The sequence below is a fragment of the Paenibacillus sp. FSL W7-1279 genome (assembly GCF_037969845.1).
Taxonomy (GTDB): domain Bacteria; phylum Bacillota; class Bacilli; order Paenibacillales; family Paenibacillaceae; genus Paenibacillus_AQ.
In genome coordinates, this window is the sequence record NZ_CP150215.1 from 7449309 (window position 1) to 7471755 (window position 22447).

Sequence of the window (22447 nt, forward strand, 5' to 3'; positions counted from 1 at the left end):
GGCTTATGTCGCATTGGTTTATCAAGTATAACACAGAACTACAGATAATTCATCGGATTTTGAGCAACTCCATTTTTTTGCACTTCGAAATGGAGATGAGTTCCAGTAGAACGGCCCGTATTGCCCATGACGCCCAGCTTGGAGCCTTGTCCAACGGATTGTCCGTTGCTTATGGAAATTCTGCTCATATGTCCATACAGGGTGCGGTATCCATTGCCGTGATCGACAATGACGACATTGCCGTAACCGCTCTGCTGACCGGCGAAGACCACTCTGCCCGAAGCGGCTGCCATAATCGTGCTCCCGCCAACCATATCGACACCTTCGTGGCTTCTTCCCCAACGATGACCGTAGGAGCTCGTAATACGCGCCCCGCTGACCGGCCATGCGAACATGCTGCCGCTGGATTTCTGGGTCACCGTTGCCGCTTTTTTCTTCGGCGCCACCTTGGTGCCTTTATACACAACTTCCGGCAGGGATTCCTGAACCACCTGTTGGCCTGTCCATTGCTTAGAAATGACCTTGCCGTTCTCTTTGGTTACGATGTAGTCCACGGTTTTGACGCCATCCCGCCCGGGACGAACGACCTTTCGTTTCCCCAGTGGAAGCTCGCTGCTCTTGCGGACAATCGTTTCCGGCTTGCTTGGCTGCTTCTCCGACACCGCCTCCACCGTTCTTACCGTCAGCGGTGCTTCCGGTTTCGTTACCTGCAGCTCGGCCCCGATCTGCACGTATTTCTCCTCCAGCCCGGGATTCAGCGCCATGACGTCAGCAGACTTCATGCCAAAATGCTGCGCAATTGAGGAGATCGTATCTCCCTCTTTCACCGTGTATACCACCGGCTTGTCCTTCGTGCCCGTAAGCACTTTAACCGCTTCTTCTACGTCTAGCACCTTGTTCGGGTCAGCCTTTGTGTTGGCAAGCGAGATCTTCTCCTTAATATCCACGGACTGGAGCCCGCTTCCGTCATCGCTCTTCTTGCTCGATGCCGATGCCGACGTCTTCGTGAAAGCGACCCTCTGGGACTTCTCCTCCTGGGCAGCTGCCGGAGCGAACTTCAGCTTGGCCGCTTCGACGGCAGCTTTGGCCGCCTGCTGATCCTTCACGATGGCAACTGTCTTGCCGTTCACCTTCAGCTCCACGCCGCGGGCATATGCCTTCAGCATGTTATCCAGCTTTTGGAGAGTCTCCTCGCTGTTCACCTCTGGTTTAAAGGAACGATCGGCCTTCGTTGTAATGCCGTCGGTGTGAAGCACCATAAGTACGTCAGGGTGCTCCTGCTGATACTCCTTTTGCTTCTCTTTGAGCAGCTGGTCAAGCTGGGCATCATCTTGAATGGTACCGATGGCTTTTCCATCTACGTACACATGATAGAACGGAACCGTATTCGCGTTCACATACGCTTTTCCGCCCGTATATATCGATCCTGCTATGAGCAATGCCCCTGCCGATATCCAAATCCACCTGCGCGGTGAAGTCCATCCCCGTTTTTGTGGATTCGACGGCTCCGAGGGCTCTCGATTCGAGTTGTTGTTGTGGGCAGAATGATCGGCTGCTTGCTTGCGCAAGAGGCTGTCCATCCACCGTTTCCCCTTAGAACCTTTCATGTCTCTCTCCTTTAAGCCTTGTTCATATGTAAGAATCTGTTCATTTGAACTCGCTGACTTAGTATTGATTATGACACAACCTGTCAAAAGGTATCAAAATTTTAACCTTTTCGATCTTCGTATACTTTAACATAGCCATTACAATCATTTCAAGTTTACGAAAACAGCGAAAAACCCGCGCTGGGCGCGGGTTTCCTGTTTTTCCCTAATATATAACCACCGCAAGTCAGTGACAAAACAGTGACAGAACGGGCCTGATAACCGTTATACCGTTATTCTTTAAGCATGGTGATCAGTTTATCGAATTCCTCGGCATTCAAATATTTGGATATGCCCTGCTCGATGTCCGCAAGTTCCGCTGCAGTCAGTCCGTCCTCCATCGCCGCAGAAATCTTCTGCATTTCCGATTGGGGTAGTTTATTCATCAGCAGGGTAAAAATCTCTTCCTTCTCTTCTGTTGGCAAACTGTCCTTCCGATCCACAATTTCCCCCGGCGTCATCACAATCTCCTGATCTTCCAGCGAGGAATCGTCAGGCTGCCCTGTCGTGTTCGTACCCATTACTGGCAAGGAATTATCAGGTGCCTCTTCATCAGCTGGCGGCTCACCCGTCGTTCCCGCCGGGTTCGAATTCGCCTCGTCATCCTCTTGTGCCTCTCCATTACGATCCAAGCCGCTCCCTGGCGTTGGTTCATCGGACGTAGCATTCTTATCTTCTGCCCTATTGTTATCCTCCGCGGGGTTGGCACTGCCGACATCCGGCTTGGTGCCGGAGCCCATACCGAGCATCGACTTCATGATACCTCCAATCCCCATCGGCTCCGTCTCCAACTGAATGTTAAAACTGGACAACACCGATTGAATATAGGCATTGACCACGATGCCTGTTGTCACAATCGTGAGCGTGCTCACCAGGATGGCGGTCAAGCTAACTTTCAGCAGCCATTTCGTCCACTTCATCCGTATTCCTCCTTCCTCCTACATGCTCTGAAATGACATGGCGATGATTGCTTTCTTTTTCCAGTATTGACGGCTCGGAATCGCTTCAATCCTCTTTCCCTCATTTTTTCTACCTCCATTTGATATATTTCATGATTCCGTTAGTTTTAGGCCCATTCCAAAATGAAAAAACCGGAACCATCCCTAGCAACCTAGTAGATGAATCCGGTTTTTATTATGCTGGATCGTGTGCCTTGTCCAGCTCTCAAGAAGGCCACACGCCTCATTGACTTCGTATGGCTTCTGTCCCCCCTACATTGATTTGACTGCATATACCCGCTGCCTTTAGCCCCAATTCCAAATTATCAGCGTGCTGTCCTCTATGTCTCTCTCCATTATAGGGTGGATGGACAACTGGCTAAGGGATAATATTCTTCAAATGAAGGGACAAATTCCTCCACATTAGGCATCAATGTTATCGCAGAATGCGTTCTGGTTTCCACCTTCTTTGCCAAAAAGAAAAACCCGCCGATACTATCATCGGCAGGTTTATAGACCTATCTTAATCGTTGAAGTTGAACTTCTAGTCTCTCTACTCTTGGTCCAACGCTAGATTATTTCTCGTAAATCGGAAGCACTTGATTCGTCTGCTCCCGGTTGCGGCCTACAGAGAAGATGGCAATCGGAATGCCGGTCAGTTCGGATACGCGCTCTACGTAGCGGCGGGTGTTCTCCGGCAGATCCTCCAGCGTTTTGGCGCCGGTAATGTCTTCACTCCAGCCTGGCAGCTCTTCATAGATCGCTTCGCACTCGGCAAGCATTTTCAGGCTTGCTGGGTAATGCGTAATCTCTTCGCCGCGGAATTTATATGCGGTACAGATCTTAACGGTCTCAAGACCGCTCAGCACATCCAGCGAGTTCAGGGACAAGCCGGTAATTCCGCTCACGCGGCGGGCATGGCGCACAACTACGCTATCGAACCAGCCTACGCGGCGAGCGCGTCCGGTTACCGTGCCGTATTCATGTCCTTTTTCCCGAATATACGCCCCAATTTCATTGTCCAGCTCCGTTGGGAAAGGTCCATCCCCTACACGGGTCGTATAGGATTTAGCCACACCGATCACCTGCTGAATCTTCGATGGTCCCACACCGGAGCCGATACATACACCGCCTGCAGAAGGATTCGAAGACGTAACGAACGGGTACGTGCCTTGGTCGATGTCCAGCATGACGCCCTGCGCGCCTTCGAACAATACTTTTTGATTCTCATCGATCGCATCATTCAGGATGACGGAAGTGTCACGCACATATTTACGAATGATTTCGGCGTATTCCAGGTATTGCGTTAAAATTTCTTCAACATCGAGTGCTTCCCCGCCATACACCTGGGTAATGACTTGATTCTTCTCCTTCACCAGATGGCGAAGCCTCAGTTCGAACTCTTCAGCATCCATCAGATCTGCGATCCGGATGCCGTTACGTGCAGCTTTATCCATATAGCAAGGGCCGATCCCCTTGCGGGTTGTACCGATTTTGTTCGGACCTTTGCGGTCCTCTTCCAGAGCATCCAATACCATATGATAAGGCATGATAACATGAGCACGATCACTGATTACCAGATTATCCGTGCTGAACCCGTTATCATGAATATAATTAATCTCTTCAATAAGTGCAGCCGGGTTAACGACCATACCGTTTCCGATCACACAGGTTTTATCTTTATAGAATACTCCGGATGGAATCAAGCTAAGCTTGAATTTTTTACCGTCAATCAGAATGGTGTGGCCGGCATTGTTGCCGCCTTGGTAACGGGCTACCACGTCAGCGCTTTCAGCTAAATAATCCGTGATTTTCCCTTTCCCTTCATCTCCCCATTGTGTTCCCACAACGACTACCGTTGACATATTCATTCCTCCGCTCGGGCTGTTACACCCTTAATATTTCGCGAAACACTGTGAAATAACCTTTACAAACTGATTAAATTTCAACCTCACTGCACTAAAGCAGCAATACCAGTGTAACAGTCCCCATTTTTAAAGTCAAATACAAAAACGAACAATCGCACATCAGTGTGTACGATTGTTCGGAATTAGGACAAGATTATCGAATGATTGCAGCATTATTCGGGGAACCGCCATAAGAAAAACGACCGTCGACGTACTTTCTCAGAAGACAGACCGCGGTTAGAGGAAGCTTTTCTTGCGATATCAGGAAGGCCCAAGCTTCGAAGATTATACTTGATATCTTAAGAAATGCCCTTTACTTACAACCAGCGGCAGATGTCTGCCTATAGGGTTAACCTGTAACGCGTCATCCGGCAGCAAAGGCATCGGCATGCGTTCGTTCGTAATTGACGAATTTATTAAAGTTCTTCAGGAAGACCAGTTCCACCGTACCTACAGGACCGTTACGCTGTTTAGCAATGATGATCTCGATGATGTTCTTCTTCTCGGTTTCCTGATTGTAATAATCATCCCGGTACAAGAACGCAACGATATCGGCATCCTGCTCGATCGAACCGGATTCCCGAAGGTCACTCATCATCGGACGCTTGTCCTGACGCTGCTCCACGCCCCGGCTGAGCTGTGACAGCGCGATAACCGGCACTTCAAGCTCACGGGCAATTTGTTTAAGCGTACGCGAGATCTCGGATACCTCCTGCTGCCGGTTCTCCCCGGCCTTGCCGCGTCCATGAATGAGCTGGAGGTAATCGATCAGGATCATGCCAAGACCCTTCTCTTTCTTCAGACGACGGCACTTCGCACGAATATCGGCAACCGTAACACCCGGTGTATCATCAATGTAAATCTCGGCTTCCGACAGGGCTGCGATGCCCATCGTAAGCTTGGACCAATCCTCATCACCTTTGAAATCACCGTTACGCATGACCCCTGCATCCAGGTTAGCCTCCGCACAGATCATACGCTGTACGAGCTGCGGCGCTGACATCTCCAGACTGAAGATCGCCACGGTTTCTTTGGCACGAATGGCCACGTTCTGAGCAATATTCAATGCAAACGCGGTTTTACCTACGGAAGGACGGGCAGCTACGATGATCAAGTCGTTGCGCTGGAATCCACTTGTCATTTTGTCCAAGTCCACAAAACCGGATGGAATTCCCGTTGTATTCCCCCGGTTCTGATGGAGAACCTCCACCTTCTCGAATACTTCCATCAGCACGTCGCGGATCGCAATAAATCCGCTGCCCGTGCGTCGATTGGAAATTTCGAGAATGCGCCGCTCCGCCTCGCTGAGCATACCGGATACATCTTCTCCTCCGGTATATCCTTCACTGACAATCTGTGTTGCGGTGCGAATCAACCGCCGCAGCATCGATTTCTCTTCGATGATCTGGGCGTAATAATCCACGTTCGCAGCCGTCGGAACCGCATGGGCCAGCTTTGCTAAATAGCTGACACCACCGACCTCTTCCAGCTGCCCTTTATCTTGCAGGAGAGATGTAAGGGTCACCAGATCGATCGGTTGATTGCCTTCCCCGAGCTGCACCATAACTTCATAAATCATCTGATGCGTTTTGTCGTAGAAGTCCTCGGCCTGCACCCGCTCCATCGCTGTAATCAGCGCTTCACTTTGCAGCAGAATGGCACCCAGCACCGCCTGCTCTGCCTCAAGGTTCTGCGGGGGGACCCGATCGAAATAGAGTTCTCCTCCCATATTACTCCTCCGTAATTTGAACCTTGAGCGTCGCCTTGACGTCAGGGTGCAGCTTCACCGGAATCTGGGTAACACCCAGACTGCGGATCGGATCGCTAAGTTCAATTTTGCGTTTGTCGATTTTGATCTTCTGTCCTGCCAGCGCTTCAGCAATTTGTTTGCTGGTAATGGCGCCGAACAGACGGCCGCCTTCTCCAGCCTTAGCTTTCAGGACAACCGTCATCTCTTCCAGCTTTTTGCCGAGCGCCTGTGCTTCTTCCTTCTCCTGAGCCTTGCGCTTCTCCTCGGAAGCCTGCTGCTGCTCCAGTGTTTTCATGTTGCCGTCGGTTGCCGGACGAGCGACCCCACGCGGAATCAGGAAGTTTATTGCATATCCTTCCGAAACTTCCTTCACTTCACCTTTCTTGCCTTGACCCTTCATATCTTTTATGAAAATGACTTTCATTCAAATAACCCCTCTTTCGCTTCGATGTCCTTCAGTACTTCCATCAACTTCTCCTCGGCTTTCTCAGGCGTCGTATCCAGTTGTACTGCGGCGTTCGTTAAATGTCCGCCTCCCCCGAGACGTTCCATAATCATCTGAACATTCATCTTGCCCATGGAGCGGGCGCTAATGCCAATCTTGCCGTCTGTGCGTTCGCTTATGACAAACGATGCCTGCACATCCGTCATATTCAGCAGCATATCCGCCACTTGAGCGATCAATAGCTGCGGCATGGGCTCCCCGCTCTTCGAAACCGCAATGGCGATATGGTCATATACCATTCTAGCATGTTTCACGATTTCTGCCTTCGCTATAAATTCTGTCAGATCTTCCTTGAGTACCCGCTGAATCATCATTGTATCGGCTCCGTGACGACGCAGGAAACCGGCAGCCTCGAACGTTCTCGATCCCGTGTGGAGGGCAAAATGCTTCGTATCCACCGTGATCCCCGCCAATAAGGCCGTTGCCTCAACCGGCGTAAGGGATACCCGTTCGTGAATATACTGCAGCACCTCCGTAACCAGCTCGCAGGTTGATGAGGCATACGGTTCAAGATAGATCAGCACCGCATCATTAATAAACTCTTCTCCGCGCCGGTGATGATCCATTACAACGACCCGGCTTGCGCGATGAACCAGCCGCGGCTCCATCGTCATGGAGGCTTTATGCGTATCAACCACAACGAGCAATGTGTGCTCTGTCATGATCTGCATCGCTTGTTCGGTGGAGATGAATCGGTTCATCAAGGCTTCGTCCTTCCGGACCTCTTCCATCAGCCTCGATATGGACGGATTCATGCCCTCCATCACGATATAAGCCTCCACTTTATACATCTGAGCTGCTTTCAACACGCCGATTGCAGCGCCGACCACGTCCATATCCGGCAGCTTATGACCCATGATGATCACTTTGTCGCTCTCCTGCATCAAATCGCGCAGCGCATGGGAGATAACGCGTGCTCTTACGCGCGTCCGTTTCTCCACTGCATTGGATTTACCGCCATAGAAGGAGAGCCTCTGGCCCGCTTTGACAGCTGCCTGATCTCCGCCGCGGCCCAGTGCCATATCCAAACTGGATTGTGCCAACTGCCCAAGCTCCGTGATGTCGTCTGAACCGAAAGCAAGACCAACGCTTAGCGTCAGCGGTACCTTCAGATCGGCGGTCATCTCCCGGACTTCATCCAAGATGAGAAAGCGGCTGTTCTCCAGCGCATCAAGCGACCTGTGGTTGAGCATCATCAAATAACGGTCCGAGGAAAGTCTCCGCAAATAGACGTTAAATTCACGCGCCCAATCGGTAATCTCGCTGGTTACCTTCGCAATCAGTGCCGTCCGCTGTTGATCATCCATCCCTTGCGAGGCTTCATCGATGTTATCCATCATGATAATGCCCAAGGCCAATCGCTCATCCTCATACCGCTGCCTTAGCACGGCCAGCTCGGTAATCTCATCCAGATAGATTAATTGCTCATCCGGAATGACCGTTGCTCCATAGAACTTATCCTCGTGGGAGATCTCCAGACGAATTTCTTTCGGCAGCTTCTCCTTGTTATCCTTCTTCTCTTGAGCTTCCTTTATCGCGACAACCAGCTGGGGAAACAGGTCCTCTAAGGATGCGCCGACCAACGACTGCTGCGGAAACATATTGACCACGAATTGGTTATGCCACTCCACGGTCTTGTCCTCGCTGTACAGGACAATGCCAAATGGCAGCACGCTGACCGCTTCGCCTTCGACCCGCTGAATCCGAAATGACAGATCCCCAATATAATCGACCAGCTCGCGGCGGAATTTCATCTCCGTCTTTAGCATGGCATAGCCGCCTGCCACCGCAAGCAGCAGACCGACCAGCCCCAGAATGGTATTGTAGAACGACAGAAATATAACAAGCAGAAGCACCAGCGCAAACGCCCAGACGGTATGATAGCCGTGCCAGCGCTTCTGCAGAAATTTAGGCATGACTCATCACCCTATCTTTTGGTTTTACTAAACGCCTGACGAAGTGGAAATGCCAGGTCCAGGATTCCGATGATCATAGCCGGCGGGAACAGCACAATCGGTATAGCCGTCAAAAGCGGTACAATCGGATGCCACTTCCGTTCGTGAGTGAGATAGTAGAAGAACCCCAGCGCTTGAATCATGAAGCAGATCTGCAGCAAAGGCGTAGCGTTTGCCACGATCATCTTCATGAAGGTATTGTCCGAATTAACGGTTGCTATGTTGATGAAGAAGATGAGCAAGTAGTACCAGATCAGGGAACGCGGCAGCATCCATTCTCTAGCCGGCTTCAGGCGCGGCACGGTCAAGCCCATACTGCCCAGTGTAGGACGAGCCAAAGCATGGGTTACCACCGTCATGAGGAATGAGCTGATAATCATCGCAAATGGAACCAAGCGCATCGTTTGATCTTTTATTAACTGTGTATCGAGTTCGGTACCAAGGAACTGTCCTCCCAGGCCTCCTTCTACACCCATCTCCGTGAGCGGAGCCGTCGTCATCTTCACAATCTCATCCACATACTCCGACAGATTTAATTGGAAGAAGGCGGTACTGATCATGAGCAGAAGAAGCATTTCCACCAGCATGACAGCCATGCCATACTTCAATACCTGCATAGCTGCCTTCCGCTTCCGGTACAAATACCCCATGACAATCCCCGGAACGGCAAAATAGATCGCAAATAACACATAAATAGGGTGAATCAGAAGCGCGATCAGCCACACTGGCACCACATGCATGATAAATGATTTTGTATTCAAGGCCGTAAACAGAATCGCAACCGGTAGAACTAACAAGAAAGCCGTTACGATCGAAAAGGGTGTGAGTAATGATAGCAGCAGAAGCAAATAAATAACGCTCCATACCGCCGTAGTCCAGCGCAGTTTCAATATGTTCACCTCTTACGCAAATGTTCTTCGAGCGCGGAAATATCCTGGTACCAATCTTCCAGCTGATGTCCTTCCTGCTTATGCTTTTTCAATTTCTCTAACAAGAGATCGTCCAAATCCCGATAGGTCAAGCCGAGCCTTCGGCCCAGTATGTATGAGCTCATCATCAGGCTTACCAAACTGTCTCCAACCTTTGTAGTGCTGCCTTCCCATAGAGCTTTGAATAAGCGGGATACATTGTCAATTACTTCGGTTTTGAGCCATTCAATCACTTTGGCACGTTTAGCTACATCCAAGTCCTTCGGCATATTTGGCATATCCATCTCTCCCTGAAAACAGCTTTATTCTCCATTATAGCATAAAAAAAAGCCGCCCACACAAAGGCCCATGCCCCCCGTCCATCCTTAGTCCCAGTTCGCACTCGGTAACCCACCTTCTCTTTGTGCTCCAATCGGACCCCGGTTATTCCTCCCCGCTTTTTCGCTGCAGCTCGTTTCGATAAAAATAGGGCGTGTTACCCAGATTGTCATCGTGGTTCCACGCCCTTGTTTATTTTCAAGCCTGCTTGATTATGATGCCCCGTGGGACTCCATCGTCTCCTTGGAGACAATTCGTTCACAGTACTCTATGATGAGGCTTCTGCGTACAATTCCGATAAAGCGGTTCATATCATCCACGACAGGTACAAAGTTCTGCACCTTGGCCAGATTAATCAGATCCTCCATCCGGGCGTCAATCGACACCGGCTTGATATCCATACGAAAAGGAACATCCTTCAACAAAAATTTCGAAGCGTTCTCAAAAGTGATTTTGCCTTCCGAATTCTTCATATGCCATAACAGGTCACCTTCCGTTACAGTCCCTGCGTACTGACCGTTCTTATCCAGTACGGGCACGGCTGTATATCGGTGAAACTCCATCCGTTCCAGCGTCTGCCTGAGCGTAGAATCCAGTGTTAAACAGATCACTTCCTGCTTCGGTAACAGAAAAAAAGCGATATTCATAATGCATTATCCTCCTTATGACTCCAACCTCTGAAGTCATGTTAAGTAACCTTCCTGATTTAAAGCCTTGGTATGCAGGTTACTCCTTCCCCTATCCATACTCATACATACGTTAACTTCGCCATTCTGATTCCTTATATAGGGCACAAAATCAGCAGCCATCCGACTGCTGATTGAGATGAAGCAACGTACTATGACATCATCCGGGTGTACCGGTGTTTATTTATTTCAACTTTTGCTTCTCAGCATCTTTGGGCTGCAGCAGTTGATCAGCCGGCGTATCGGGGTTCATCCAGTTGTCAATTAGATCCCGGGCTTCCTGTACGTCTTCCATGTCGGGCTCGTTATAATAGACGCCGCCAATTTTCATGCCTTCCCCCATGATCGTATAGCTGGTCATATCCACTTTGCCACCGGTCAGCATCTGTTTCGCCAGGTCAATAATGAACTTAGGCTGCATATCGGTCTGGAAATTATCACCCATGATCTCAATCAATTCAGGCACCTTGCCGATCTGATCAAGCTTCATCACCCGCTTGGCCGCTACGTCCAAAAACACTTGCTGTCTCTTCGCACGATTAAAGTCGCTATCTTCCCGATAACGGACATAATTCAAAGCTTCTTCACCGTTATAAATCGGTTTGTTGGCTTCAATCGTGAATTTCTCATGGTCTCTGCCTTTATTGACGATATCCTTGCCGATCGGCAGCTCCACGCCCCCAATGGCATCAACAACATCCTTCAAGCCCTGAAAATTAATGGAAGCATAATAATCAAGTTCTTCTTCGAAAAATGCCTCCATCGTATCTTTGGCCATTTGATGACCGCCAAATGCAAACGCGTGGTTAATCTTATCTTTCTTGTCCTTACCGATAATATCGACATACGTGTCCCTTGGAACCGAAATTAAGAGCACTTTGGACTCCATGGGACGCACAACCGCATAGATCAACGTGTCCGAACGCGCAGGTTCATCCTCACGCTGGTCACTCCCGAGCAGCATAACCGAGAACGGCTCGCTCTGAAGTACGACAGGTTCAGGTGTCTTGTCGCTCTGGAGCGGTTTATACGATTTTTGTAATGATTCCTCTACATCCTTTGCCATAAACAGATCAAATGCAACAACCGCTAGCTGCGTTCTGAACAAAAATGCGGTTGAGCCAAGCAGTATGACCAAAGCAAGAGTAATATATATTGATTTCCTCTTCATGAGTTCAATTCCTTCTTTATTATAAAATAAATGAATAGATAAGTCAGATCGTTAAAGGTCCTTGCTTGCACCCCAAGCTACTTGGCTCCCCCTCCTCTCCTTATTAAACGGGAACTCCTCCCGTTGACTCACTTCATATCAGTAGGCCAGTTTCACACATCATCTATTGTAAACCAGATTATTGTCAAATGTGAACCCTTCACGGGCAGTTCTATAAATCTACCAAATCTTCAGCGATCTGCTAAACAGGTCTCTTATCATGCGTAAGAGCGGCTGAGATCCCCGAATATTGAAACCAGTCATCCAGCCGCTCTCTCCATGTTAACGTTTTGGCGAATCCGTAGTCAAATAGCTTTCGCGTCTCTTCAAATCTTGCTTCTTTGGACTCGGTACCCATGACAACGGCAACAAGCCGACTGCCTTGTTTCTCCGCAGTACCCGTGAAGCAGTATCCTGCGTTCGCTGTATACCCTGTCTTTAATCCGTCAGTGCCTTCATAGGAATAAGGACCTCCTACCGATGGCAGCATCCAATTGGTATTGCTTAAATATAAATTCCGTCCGCTGATCTTGGTTTGGGTCTTGCTGGAGGTGCTAAGAATATCCGGGTGGCTTCGAATCAAATGTGCTGCCAGCTTGGCCGTATCCTCTGCGGTCATCGCCGTTTCTCCATCCGATGACCAGGCTTGATCGTTGTCTGTGTTTCGCTCGACTCCCGACGCATTCACGAATCGTGTCGCGCTGGATAAGCCAATCTCTTTTGCCTTGGCATTCATTTTTCGGACAAACGCTTCCTCGGAGCCTGCAAAATGCTCGGCAAGCGCTACGGCCGCATCATTGGCCGAATAAACCGTTATGCTCTGGAACAATTCGCGTACCGTCACGATTTCGCCGGATTTCAAGGCGATTTTAACGCCGCTTACGTCACTAGCGGTATCGCTTATCTTGACTTCATCGTCCCAGGATCGGTTCCCGGTTTTAATATCATCCAGAATAACCAACTCGGTCATCAGCTTGGACATGCTTGCAGGCGGTAAGGGTATATCGCCATTTTCGCTGAGCAAAATACGCCCGGTGTTTAAATCCATCAAGACAACCGCTCGCGCGTCCACCTTCGGTTTAAATCCCGCTCGTTCTATATTTCCTATGACAACCGCCCCAATCGGGACGATTATTAACAATATCATGACCAGCCAAAGCCACCGTTTTTTCATAGAATTAGCCCTCCATAATAATAGACGGATAAAAAGGGCTTTTGGTCTGCTTTTTTTCGAAAATTTTATTTAGGAATTTTTGTAAAATGGTCCGTTGGTCTTCTGAAATGAAAAAGACCCCCACCCGTCCGCAGACGGAGGAAGTCCCCCTAGAAATTTTTATCTAATAATCGCTCTGGTTGTTGTCAGAAACTTTAGATATGAAGAGTCATATTAAGCGTAGTGGCAAGCAACGAAGTGATTGTTACCCATATCGCGATACTCTGGAATCTCCTGCTTGCACAGGTCTGAAGCCAGCGGACAGCGAGTATGGAACTTGCAGCCGGAAGGCGGGTTCGCCGGGCTTGGGATGTCTCCCTGCAGTACGATCCGATCGCGCTTCAGCGTTGGATCCGGTACTGGCACAGCCGATAGCAAGGCTTTTGTATAGGGATGCAGCGGGTTGCGGAACAATTCTTCCTTGCTGGCCATTTCCACCATCGATCCCAGATACATTACCCCAATTCGGTTGCACAAATGCTCTACAACACTGAGATCATGTGAAATGAACAAGTAAGTCAACTGTTTATCGCGCTGCAAATCACTAAGCAAGTTGATGATTTGCGCTTGAATCGATACATCCAGCGCGGAAACCGGCTCATCCGCTACAATAAAGTCTGGATTCAGAATCAATGCGCGGGCAATCCCGATCCGTTGACGCTGTCCACCGGAGAATTCATGCGGGTAACGATCATAATGATAGGCAGCAAGGCCGCAAATCTCAAGTGTTTCAATCACGCGATCCTTAAGATCCCTACGGTTAACTAAGCCATGGTCAATGAGTGCTTCGCCGATCGCTTCGCCAACCTTGATTCTTGGGTTCAGGGAGCTGAAAGGATCTTGGAACACGATCTGCATCTTCGGACGCAGTGCACGCATTTTCTCTTTGGACAAGGTATGGATATCCTGACCATTAAAGATAACCTTACCTTCCGTTTTCTCCAGCAGACGGAGAATGGTTCGGCCAATGGTGCTCTTGCCGCAGCCGGATTCACCTACAAGCCCGAAGGATTCACCTTTGTTAATGGAAAAGCTGACTCCGTCAACTGCTCTTACATTACCCACCGTCCGCTGCAATATGCCGCCGGTGATGGGAAAGTATTTCTTCAAACCATCGATTTCGATCAGTGCTTGACTCATTACGCTTTCCCCTCCTCTTCATACAACCAGCAAGCGACCTTATGGCCGTTAGGATCCGTACCGAGCGGAGGCGTCTTCTCTCTACAAATCTGCATGCATGATTCACAGCGATCATGGAAATGACAGTTGTCTCCAAGATCTACCGGATTGGGTACCTGACCCGGAATCGAATACAGACGTTCCTGGGTCTGATTAATGATGGGCTTAGCTTTCAAAAGCCCCTTGGTATATGGATGCTTCGGCTGCTTGAAGAGCTCAATGACCGGGGCTTCCTCAATAACTTTTCCTGCATACATAACAACAACATAGTCCGCCATCTCCGCTACGACACCCAGGTCATGCGTTATCAGCATAATGGATGTATTCAACTTCCCCTTGATGTCGCGCATCAGATCCAAAATCTGGGCCTGAATCGTAACATCAAGCGCTGTTGTTGGCTCGTCAGCAATCAGAAGCTTGGGATTACAGCTAAGCGCAATCGCGATCATAATCCGTTGGCGCATACCGCCGCTGAGCTCATGCGGATAGGAGTCGAAAATCTTCTCCGCACGCGGTATTCCTACCAGATTGATGAGGTCGATGGCACGTTGCTTAGCTTCTTTGCGGTTTACGAGCTGATGCAACAGAATCGGCTCTACAATCTGTTCCCCGATCGTTAATACCGGGTTCAGTGAGGTCATCGGTTCCTGGAAGATCATGGCGATATCGTTGCCGCGAATCAAACTCATTTCGCGCTTGCTCATCTTCAACAGGTCCTTGCCTTCATATAGAATCTCTCCTCCTACTGGAGGTGTATCAATTAAACGCATAAGAGACATGGCTGTTACGCTTTTACCACAGCCCGACTCACCAACCACGCACAGTGTTTCACCCTCACGGATTTTGAAGCTTACATCGTCGACGGCTTTCACGGTGCCTGCGGAGGTTTGAAAATGCGTTTTTAAATTGCGGAATTCAACTAATTCTTTTGCCATATTCGCATCTCCTACTTCTTCATTTTCGGGTCAAGTGCGTCGCGAAGCCCGTCACCGATCAAGTTGATTGCAACTACGGTAACCAGAATACACATACCTGGCGGAATCCATAGCCATGGTCTCTTCCGGAAATCAATCAAATTGTTTGCCGCAGAAATCATATTTCCCCAGGATGGTGTTGGTGGAACAACCCCAATCCCTAGGAAACTCAGCGCAGATTCATACAGAATAGCCCCTGCTACCCCTAAGGTTGCTGATACGATAATAATCGGAATCGTGTTAGGAAGCAGGTGACGGAAGATTTTGCGGCGATCCTTGAGCCCTAAAGCTTCGGTCGCTTGCATAAACTCCTGCTCGCGGAGCCCCAAAATTTGACCGCGAACGAGACGGGAGATACTGCTCCAGCCGAGTACCCCGATAATTAACATCAGGAAATAGATACGATCTGACGGTTCTACCTTCAAGTCTGACAAAATAGCGCCCAAGATAATGAGGATTGGGAGCGTAGGCAATGCCATAAAGATGTCGGCCATACGCATAATCAGCGTATCTACCCATCTACGATAAAATCCTGCCAAAGCGCCAAGGGTAGCACCGATAATAATGGAAATACCTGTGGCTACAAGTCCAACAGTAAGGGAAATTCTACCTGCGAGCATCATGCGCAGGAGAATGTCACGCCCCAGTTTATCGGTTCCTAACCAGTACTTCGAGCTTGGAGGCAAATTCTTGTCAAGTACACTGTAATCATATAAGGAATAAGGTGAAAAGAAAGGGCCAAAAAAGCACAGCAAAAACATAAATACAATTATGAAAAGTCCGATGACAGCGAGACGGTTTCTGGAAAAACGACGAATAGCAATTCGCCACGGGGAATCCGGCCGCTTCTTCGTAACTGGTAGATTCGTTTTTAATGGTGCAGTCTCTGCGGACAAATGAATCTCCTCCTACTTTAAGCGAATTCTTGGATCTGCAGCTCCATATAGAACGTCAGACAACAGGTTGCCCAGAAGTGTCAGTACCGATATGAATACTGTGAACCCAAGCATGAACGGATAGTCCCGCATACTGATCGATTCCAAATAAACTTGACCGACCCCGGGCCAGATGAAGATTTTCTCCATGATGATGGCTCCACCAAACAAGGATGGAAGCTCAAAACCCATGAGAGTAATAGCAGGAAGCATCGCATTGCGCAGCGCATGCTTAAATATTACCGTGCGCTCCTTCAATCCCTTTGCACGGGCTGTGCGGATGTAATCCTGACGGATAACCTCCAGCATGCTTGTACGGAAATACCGCGTCAAACTACCTGTGCTCAGCATCGTAAGTACGGTAACTGGTAAAAACATATGCCATGCAATATCGATGAGTTGATCCCATGTGCTTCCGTTCAGTCCTGAAGTCTTCATTCCGCCAACAGGAAACCACCCTAAATCCAAGGCAAACAACTTGATAAGTAAGAGTCCGATAAAGAAAGACGGCAGTGACATACACAAGAAGACTAATAAAGTTACGATCTTGTCAAACAATGAATACTGAAATTTCGCTGAGAACACGCCAGCAAAAGCAGCTATAATCCAACTCAATATTAAACTGAAAATCGCAACAAAAAAGGAATTCCATACGTAATTATTCATTACGGTTGTGACAGGTTGTTTGTGCACAAGGGAATCTCCGAGATTACCCTTTAACATATTGCCGACCCATGTAAGATAACGCTCAACAGGCGGCTTATCCAAACCATAAATTTCCCGAAGCTGAGCTGCTTTCTCAGCAGTCATCGTCGGGTTGTTCACTGCAGTGATATAATCACCTGGTACCAAAGATGATATAGCAAATATGAGAATCGAAATCCCGATCATGGTCGGGATGATCTGCAGCAGCCTCCGGATAATGTACTGCTTCATAATATTCCTCCCGGCTTATAAGTGCATATGCCCAGCTCTTGCGAGCTGAGCATATGTTTCTTGATGCTATTGTTGAATTTCTGCTTTGTACAGGTCAACTACGAAGTTTTTGTAAGGTGTGATGTCAATGCCGTTCAATCTGGAGTTGATTGCCCACATATCACGTCTTTGGTAGATCGGAAGATCTGGAACGTCCTTGTTCAGAATTTGGTATGCTTCCGCATAAGCCGCTTTACGCTCTTCCAAATCAAAGGCATTCAGACCTTTCTTCATAGCTGCATCATAGTCAGGATTGGAATATCCGAGGTCATTTTGCTGTCCATCTGTGATATACACCGTGGAGTCTGGGTCTGGAGTCAAGCCCCAAGCAGCAAAGAACATATCGAACTCGCCTTTATCCTTCTTATCCATGATTGCATTAAAGTCCAAAGTTTCAGCTGTCAACTTGATGCCCAGCTCTTGGTAGTTCGTTGTCATAATCGGAATCAAAGCATCAATTACCGGGTTGTCAGCAGTTGCCGAGAAATGAATTTCGAATTTCTCGCCGTCTTTCTCGCGGATTCCGTCAGCACCTGGAGCCCAGCCTGCTTCATCAAGAAGCTGCTTCGCTTTCTCCATATCAAACTCGTACGGCTCAATACCTTCATTCGTGTAAGCCCATGATTCGCTGGATTGTGGAATATTAATTACGTTCGCATATTTACCATAGATGATTTCAACAGCTTCAGCACGATTCAAACCGTACATCAAAGCCTGACGAACTTTAGGATCTTGGAATTTAGGATTTTTATGGTTCAGTGCAACATAGCCGTAACCATTGTATGGGAACATGTTATAGTCCAAGAAGCCCATTTCTTTAACAGCTTCTACGTTATCTTCGCTCACCGAAATCATATCCATATCGATTTCACCGGATTGGAACATAGCCAATTTGGTTTCGTCGGTTGTAGTCTTGTAGATGACGTTCTTAATTTTTGGTGCGCCCAAGAAATAGTTAGGATTAGCTTCCAATACTACTTCTTGTCCAGGAGAGAAACTTTTCAGTACATATTGACCACTGCCGACTGGTTTGGCATGCAGGTCTTTCATGTACTCCAGGTTTCCTTGCTTGTAATCTTTGCCATAAACGGATTCTGGAACAAAATATACAGTACCCAGATTATCCTTGGTCATGGCATTTGCTTCTGTAACTTCGATTTCAACGGTATTGTCATCGATGATTTTAATACCGGAAATCTCGTCAGCTTTACCATCGTAATAATCTTTTCCGCCTTTAATGTTAACAGACAGAATGTCGGATTGTCCGTCATAGCTTTTGTCATGTAAAACTTTCATGGCGAAAGCATAGTCTTTTACAGTAACCGGATCGCCATTGGAGTATGTCACACCCGGCTTCAATTTGAACGTGTATTTTAATTTGTCTTCCGACACTTCAACGCTCTCAGCCAGGCGATTACTGTAAGTTCCATCCCCATTCAGAGCGAAAAAAGAATCGAAAATTGCGTCTACAACATAACGGTCGTACGCTGTTTGCCAGTAGAATGGGCTAAATACCCCTTTAGGTGCTGTCATACCAACAACGAGTGTGTCTTTACGTGCCAACGCAGTCGCGGGATTAGCAGATGGATCTGTTGCCTCGAAATAACCCTGGCTGTCGTCTCCAGTTTCATCCGGCGGTTCTGTAGTATCTTTGTCGCCTTCAGCTGGTGGTGTTTGCTCTGTTTGCTCCCCTTGACTTGGCTGTTCTGCTGTTCCTCCGCTCGAACATGCTGCCAGTACCGTGATGGCCAAAAGCATGATTGCAAGCAGGAGTGACATTCTTTTCTTCATGCGAATCCTCCTCTTAAAAAATGATGTTGCATTATAAATTATCAGGACGAATATTGAAATCATCCTTAAATAATTTCGGTATAGAAGTTCTCCAGGATGTCATTGCATGATGTGAAAAAGATTGAAAGTTTTACAGAAAATATACCATTGGTCAATTAGTGCCAAAGTCTCTAGCAAAATCTTCTTGCCTATAAAATTAATGTTATGATACGTGTAAATTTAGGTAACGTCAATTACTTTTTTTCATATTTCTCAAAAACCATGTTTTTATCGTCGTTTTTGAGGTTAATAATTAAGTTTATCTCCGTTGTATATCCTTAGTTTACTGAAAATGTATGTAATATCAAGATTTATTTACAATTTATAACTATAATCACTTGTGGTTTAATAGTTTACATGTGATATTTTATTACGCAAACTATAAAATTACAACATCACCTACTCTGATCGAGCTTATCGCGTTAGGTACAAGTTAAATTATTTAACGTATATAGAGGTCGTCTTCCTTGATTACAACTAGAAACTATTTTTATGTTATATATTGTCCTTACGATATGCTTCAATTCGGTATTAGATGACGTGTATTTATGCTTCTGCTTTCTCATAGTTTAGCCTCCTACAGCGTTAACGCTTAAAAAAAGCAATCCAGGACTGTGGTCCGGATTGCTTTTATGTTGAATTCCATGTCAGATAAATCAACCTTGCTCTTTCATACTTGCGAACTACAGATTCTTCACCCAAGCGAGCTTTAAATCCATCTCTTCAATGCACTGCTGGTGATCATGCGTATCGTCAGCCACTAAAGGCGTCACCGGATACATTCGCATCTGCCCGCGATACGTATGAAGCAGCGGATGCACCGCATGTCTCCCTTGGATCTCCGGATCCAGCCACTTTTCCATGTTTTCCTCTGACAGAATCGCCGGCATTCGTGTTTCGAACTCTCGAATCGCTTCATTGGCCTCTGTCATTAGAACCGTGCATGTTCTCATTTCATTTCCCCTGGCATCGCGCCATGTCTCGTATAAACCAGCCATACCGAATATTTCATGATCCCCGATTACGGTCCGTACCGCATAACTCCGTTTACCAACCGTTCGCCAGTAATATAAACCGTTACAAGGGATCACACAGCGTCTTGTGTCAATCGCTTTACGGTAAGTGGGATTTTGATCAACGGTTGTAATATCAGCATTGACTGCGTCTTTACCCCAATAGGGCACTAACCCCCATCGATACTCATCAAGCACTCGTTCTCCCTGTTCTTGTATAATGACCGGCATGGTTTGGGTAGGGCTAATGTTGTACCGGCTCTTGTAGTAATACATTACCCGATTAATGCCAAAACGTTGATTCACTTCATCGATCCCTGCGGACAGCGAGAATCGTCTACACATATAACTACCTCCTTTTTCCTTTATCGTTTGGATAATGGAGGCGGAATATGCATAATAAGACTAACAACATGGAGCTTCCACTGCTTGTACGCTTGTATCCCTGGAGTGGACATCATAAAATTGAAAGGTTTCTGCAACTTTTATGTAATCACAATATTAAATTTTCTGTGCCACTCTGTCGTGGCAATGTTCTTCTATCATGTTTGTATACGATAGACATCATTCTCAATTATGTAAGCATGGGGTCTACTTAAATCGTTCTCTTTTTTTAGGCATCTTTTCGAGGGTATATTACTTTCAAAGTGGAGATCGTCCCAGCGCTCATTTGATGAGCTGATACATACCTATATATAATAGAAGGAATTTTTTCAGGTTGCTTCTTTTTCACCTTCATAACCGGTTTTTTATTTCTTACATGGAGTACTCCGTTATGTATAAAAATGTATTGCTTACAATAGACACTGTCCGTTTAAAGAAGACATCATTTCAGGGCTTTAAAACTGGAAAGCTTTACACCAGGCTTGTATTTGTCGGCAGCTATTTTTCTTCTTTAGTGTACACTCTGAGGAGACACGATTCTTCCGTGGAGACATTGTGCGTCCCAACATTTGGATAACTCCTTTTAACGCCGAAATGAATATTGCTTCAAAGCCCTGAGCTTTCATACTTGTGAGGTACGCTTGGTTTTACTTATATGGCCCTCATCTCTAACAATTCTCATCACATCTCTCATTAAGCCAACCCTGGGCTCTTCCATAATAAAAAAGCGAACCAGCCTATGATTAGGCTGGTCCGCTTTGACACAAATGATTACTCAGTTGTGTATGGAAGCAATGCGATTTGACGGGAGCGTTTGATCGCAATCGTCAGAGCACGCTGATATTTAGCGCTAGTACCTGTTACACGACGAGGCAAGATTTTTCCGCGCTCGCTGATGAATTTCTTGAGCAGGTCTGTATCTTTATAGTCAATGTGAGTAATTTTGTTCACAGTGAAGAAACATACTTTACGACGCTTGTTGCGGCCGCCGCGGCGTGCCGGTCTTTTGTCGTTGTCTCCGCCTTCTCTTTGTTTAAAAGCCATGTGTTGTCAGTCCTTTCCGTATTAAAATGGCAAATCATCATCCGAAATATCGATCGGTTTTCCTTCATCGGAAAAAGGATCCTGATTGTTGTTTCGCGAGTAGTTATTGTTCCCGCGGTTTCCGCCACTGCTATTGCTGTTGCTTCCTCCGCTAAACGATGATTCCTCACGATTTCCTCCGCCACCGCTTGTTTCACGGTTTGACTCCAAGAAGCGAACATTATCGGCAATGACTTCGGTGACGTATACACGCTTACCTTCGTTATTCTCGTAATTCCGCACTTGAATGCGCCCTTCTACAGCCGTCAGACGGCCTTTACGCAGATAGTTTGCACAAGTCTCCGCAAGCTGTCTCCAGGTCACGACCGGAATGAAATCCGCTTCGCGCTCCCCGCCTTGTCCGGTAAACGGACGATCGACAGCAAGTGTAAATTGCGTTACAGCAACACCTGAAGGAGTATATCGCAGCTCGGGATCCTTAGTCAGTCGGCCAATCAAAATGACACGGTTCAACAATCCAATCCCCTCCTTAGAACGAAATCAATTACAAAGTTTATTTACGTATTAAGCAACGTCGTTCGTGATGAGATAACGAATAACTTCGTCAGAAATCTTCATGAGACGCTCAAGCTCAGCTACAACTTCAGGTGTTGCGTTGAAGTTTACCAGAACGTAGACGCCATCACGGAATTTCTTGATCTCATACGCAAGACGGCGTTTACCCATTACGTCATGCTTTGTAATTTCTCCGCCGTTGGAGATGATGCCTTGGAATTTATCGACTGCAGCTTGAACAGCTTCTTGTTCAATGTCAGGACGAATAATGTACATCACTTCATATTTGCGCATATGTTTCACCTCCTTATGGACTTCGGCCCTCAATCTCTGTTGAGAGCAAGGAGCGAGTCTAACTCGCACCATAATACTATATCAGAACGGGTGATCGGATGCAAGTTTCTTTTCGGTGCTGAATCTGTGCCCTTCCCTTTATTCCCGCGCCTTTCTCACTTTCCCTGCAATGATTTAGGGTCCAATGGCGCATGATAATACATGCAG

Annotated in this window: 20 protein-coding genes; all 20 read right to left on the reverse strand. The window is 47.4% G+C overall.

Annotated elements, in window-relative coordinates:
• Positions 1–38: 38 nt before the first annotated feature.
• The 20 genes from MKY82_RS33710 to rpsF all read right to left on the reverse strand — a co-directional run bounded on the left by MKY82_RS33710 (position 39) and on the right by rpsF (position 22240).
• A complete protein-coding gene (locus MKY82_RS33710) occupies positions 39–1607 on the reverse strand; it encodes a M23 family metallopeptidase (RefSeq protein WP_339295217.1) in 1569 nt (522 codons plus the stop codon).
• A 272-nt stretch (positions 1608–1879) separates the two neighbouring features.
• Positions 1880–2566, reverse strand: a complete 687-nt coding sequence (locus MKY82_RS33715; RefSeq protein ID WP_339295218.1) for a hypothetical protein — start codon at positions 2564–2566, stop codon at positions 1880–1882.
• 593 nt (positions 2567–3159) lie between these two features.
• Positions 3160–4449, reverse strand: coding sequence for an adenylosuccinate synthase (locus tag MKY82_RS33720; RefSeq protein ID WP_260064478.1), 1290 nt, complete (start codon positions 4447–4449; stop codon positions 3160–3162).
• A gap of 406 nt (positions 4450–4855) precedes the next feature.
• Complete coding sequence (gene dnaB / locus MKY82_RS33725; protein WP_071219350.1) at positions 4856–6220, reverse strand: replicative DNA helicase; 1365 nt, start codon at positions 6218–6220, stop codon at positions 4856–4858.
• A gap of 1 nt (position 6221) precedes the next feature.
• Positions 6222–6665, reverse strand: a complete 444-nt coding sequence (gene rplI, locus MKY82_RS33730) for a 50S ribosomal protein L9 (RefSeq protein ID WP_339220770.1) — start codon at positions 6663–6665, stop codon at positions 6222–6224.
• Positions 6662–8662, reverse strand: a complete 2001-nt coding sequence (locus MKY82_RS33735) for a DHH family phosphoesterase (RefSeq protein ID WP_339220772.1) — start codon at positions 8660–8662, stop codon at positions 6662–6664. The genes rplI and MKY82_RS33735 overlap by 4 nt, the downstream gene beginning before the upstream one ends.
• A gap of 11 nt (positions 8663–8673) precedes the next feature.
• Positions 8674–9591 (reverse strand): DUF2232 domain-containing protein, encoded by a 918-nt coding sequence (locus MKY82_RS33740; protein WP_194540264.1) that lies wholly within the window; start codon positions 9589–9591, stop codon positions 8674–8676.
• Between the two features lie 5 nt (positions 9592–9596).
• Positions 9597–9899 carry a MazG-like family protein gene (locus MKY82_RS33745; RefSeq protein WP_174819218.1) on the reverse strand — a complete coding sequence of 101 codons (303 nt, stop codon included), beginning with the start codon at positions 9897–9899 and terminating at the stop codon, positions 9597–9599.
• Positions 9900–10160: 261 nt separating this feature from the next.
• Entirely contained in the window at positions 10161–10595 is a 435-nt protein-coding gene (locus MKY82_RS33750) for a CBS domain-containing protein (protein ID WP_071219346.1), read from the reverse strand.
• Between the two features lie 223 nt (positions 10596–10818).
• Positions 10819–11805 carry an LCP family protein gene (locus MKY82_RS33755; RefSeq protein WP_071219345.1) on the reverse strand — a complete coding sequence of 329 codons (987 nt, stop codon included), beginning with the start codon at positions 11803–11805 and terminating at the stop codon, positions 10819–10821.
• A 241-nt stretch (positions 11806–12046) separates the two neighbouring features.
• Entirely contained in the window at positions 12047–13018 is a 972-nt protein-coding gene (locus MKY82_RS33760) for a D-alanyl-D-alanine carboxypeptidase family protein (RefSeq protein ID WP_220687055.1), read from the reverse strand.
• A gap of 213 nt (positions 13019–13231) precedes the next feature.
• A complete protein-coding gene (locus tag MKY82_RS33765) occupies positions 13232–14197 on the reverse strand; it encodes a dipeptide ABC transporter ATP-binding protein (protein WP_220687054.1) in 966 nt (321 codons plus the stop codon).
• Positions 14197–15171 (reverse strand): ABC transporter ATP-binding protein, encoded by a 975-nt coding sequence (locus MKY82_RS33770; RefSeq protein WP_071219342.1) that lies wholly within the window; start codon positions 15169–15171, stop codon positions 14197–14199. The genes MKY82_RS33765 and MKY82_RS33770 overlap by 1 nt, the downstream gene beginning before the upstream one ends.
• A gap of 11 nt (positions 15172–15182) precedes the next feature.
• The gene (opp4C, locus tag MKY82_RS33775; protein ID WP_220687053.1) at positions 15183–16106 is read right to left on the reverse strand and encodes an oligopeptide ABC transporter permease; all 924 of its coding nucleotides are present in this window, start codon (positions 16104–16106) and stop codon (positions 15183–15185) included.
• Between the two features lie 12 nt (positions 16107–16118).
• Positions 16119–17081 (reverse strand): ABC transporter permease, encoded by a 963-nt coding sequence (locus MKY82_RS33780; protein WP_220687052.1) that lies wholly within the window; start codon positions 17079–17081, stop codon positions 16119–16121.
• A gap of 66 nt (positions 17082–17147) precedes the next feature.
• Complete coding sequence (locus MKY82_RS33785; RefSeq protein ID WP_220687051.1) at positions 17148–18911, reverse strand: ABC transporter substrate-binding protein; 1764 nt, start codon at positions 18909–18911, stop codon at positions 17148–17150.
• Positions 18912–19633: 722 nt separating this feature from the next.
• On the reverse strand, positions 19634–20308 hold the full coding sequence (locus tag MKY82_RS33790) for an SOS response-associated peptidase (RefSeq protein ID WP_216534859.1): 675 nt from the start codon (positions 20306–20308) through the stop codon (positions 19634–19636).
• An 810-nt stretch (positions 20309–21118) separates the two neighbouring features.
• Positions 21119–21391, reverse strand: a complete 273-nt coding sequence (gene rpsR, locus MKY82_RS33795) for a 30S ribosomal protein S18 (protein WP_006207333.1) — start codon at positions 21389–21391, stop codon at positions 21119–21121.
• 21 nt (positions 21392–21412) lie between these two features.
• Positions 21413–21907 carry a single-stranded DNA-binding protein gene (ssb, locus tag MKY82_RS33800; protein ID WP_071219337.1) on the reverse strand — a complete coding sequence of 165 codons (495 nt, stop codon included), beginning with the start codon at positions 21905–21907 and terminating at the stop codon, positions 21413–21415.
• A gap of 48 nt (positions 21908–21955) precedes the next feature.
• Positions 21956–22240, reverse strand: a complete 285-nt coding sequence (gene rpsF, locus MKY82_RS33805) for a 30S ribosomal protein S6 (RefSeq protein WP_009591503.1) — start codon at positions 22238–22240, stop codon at positions 21956–21958.
• Positions 22241–22447: the final 207 nt, after the last annotated feature.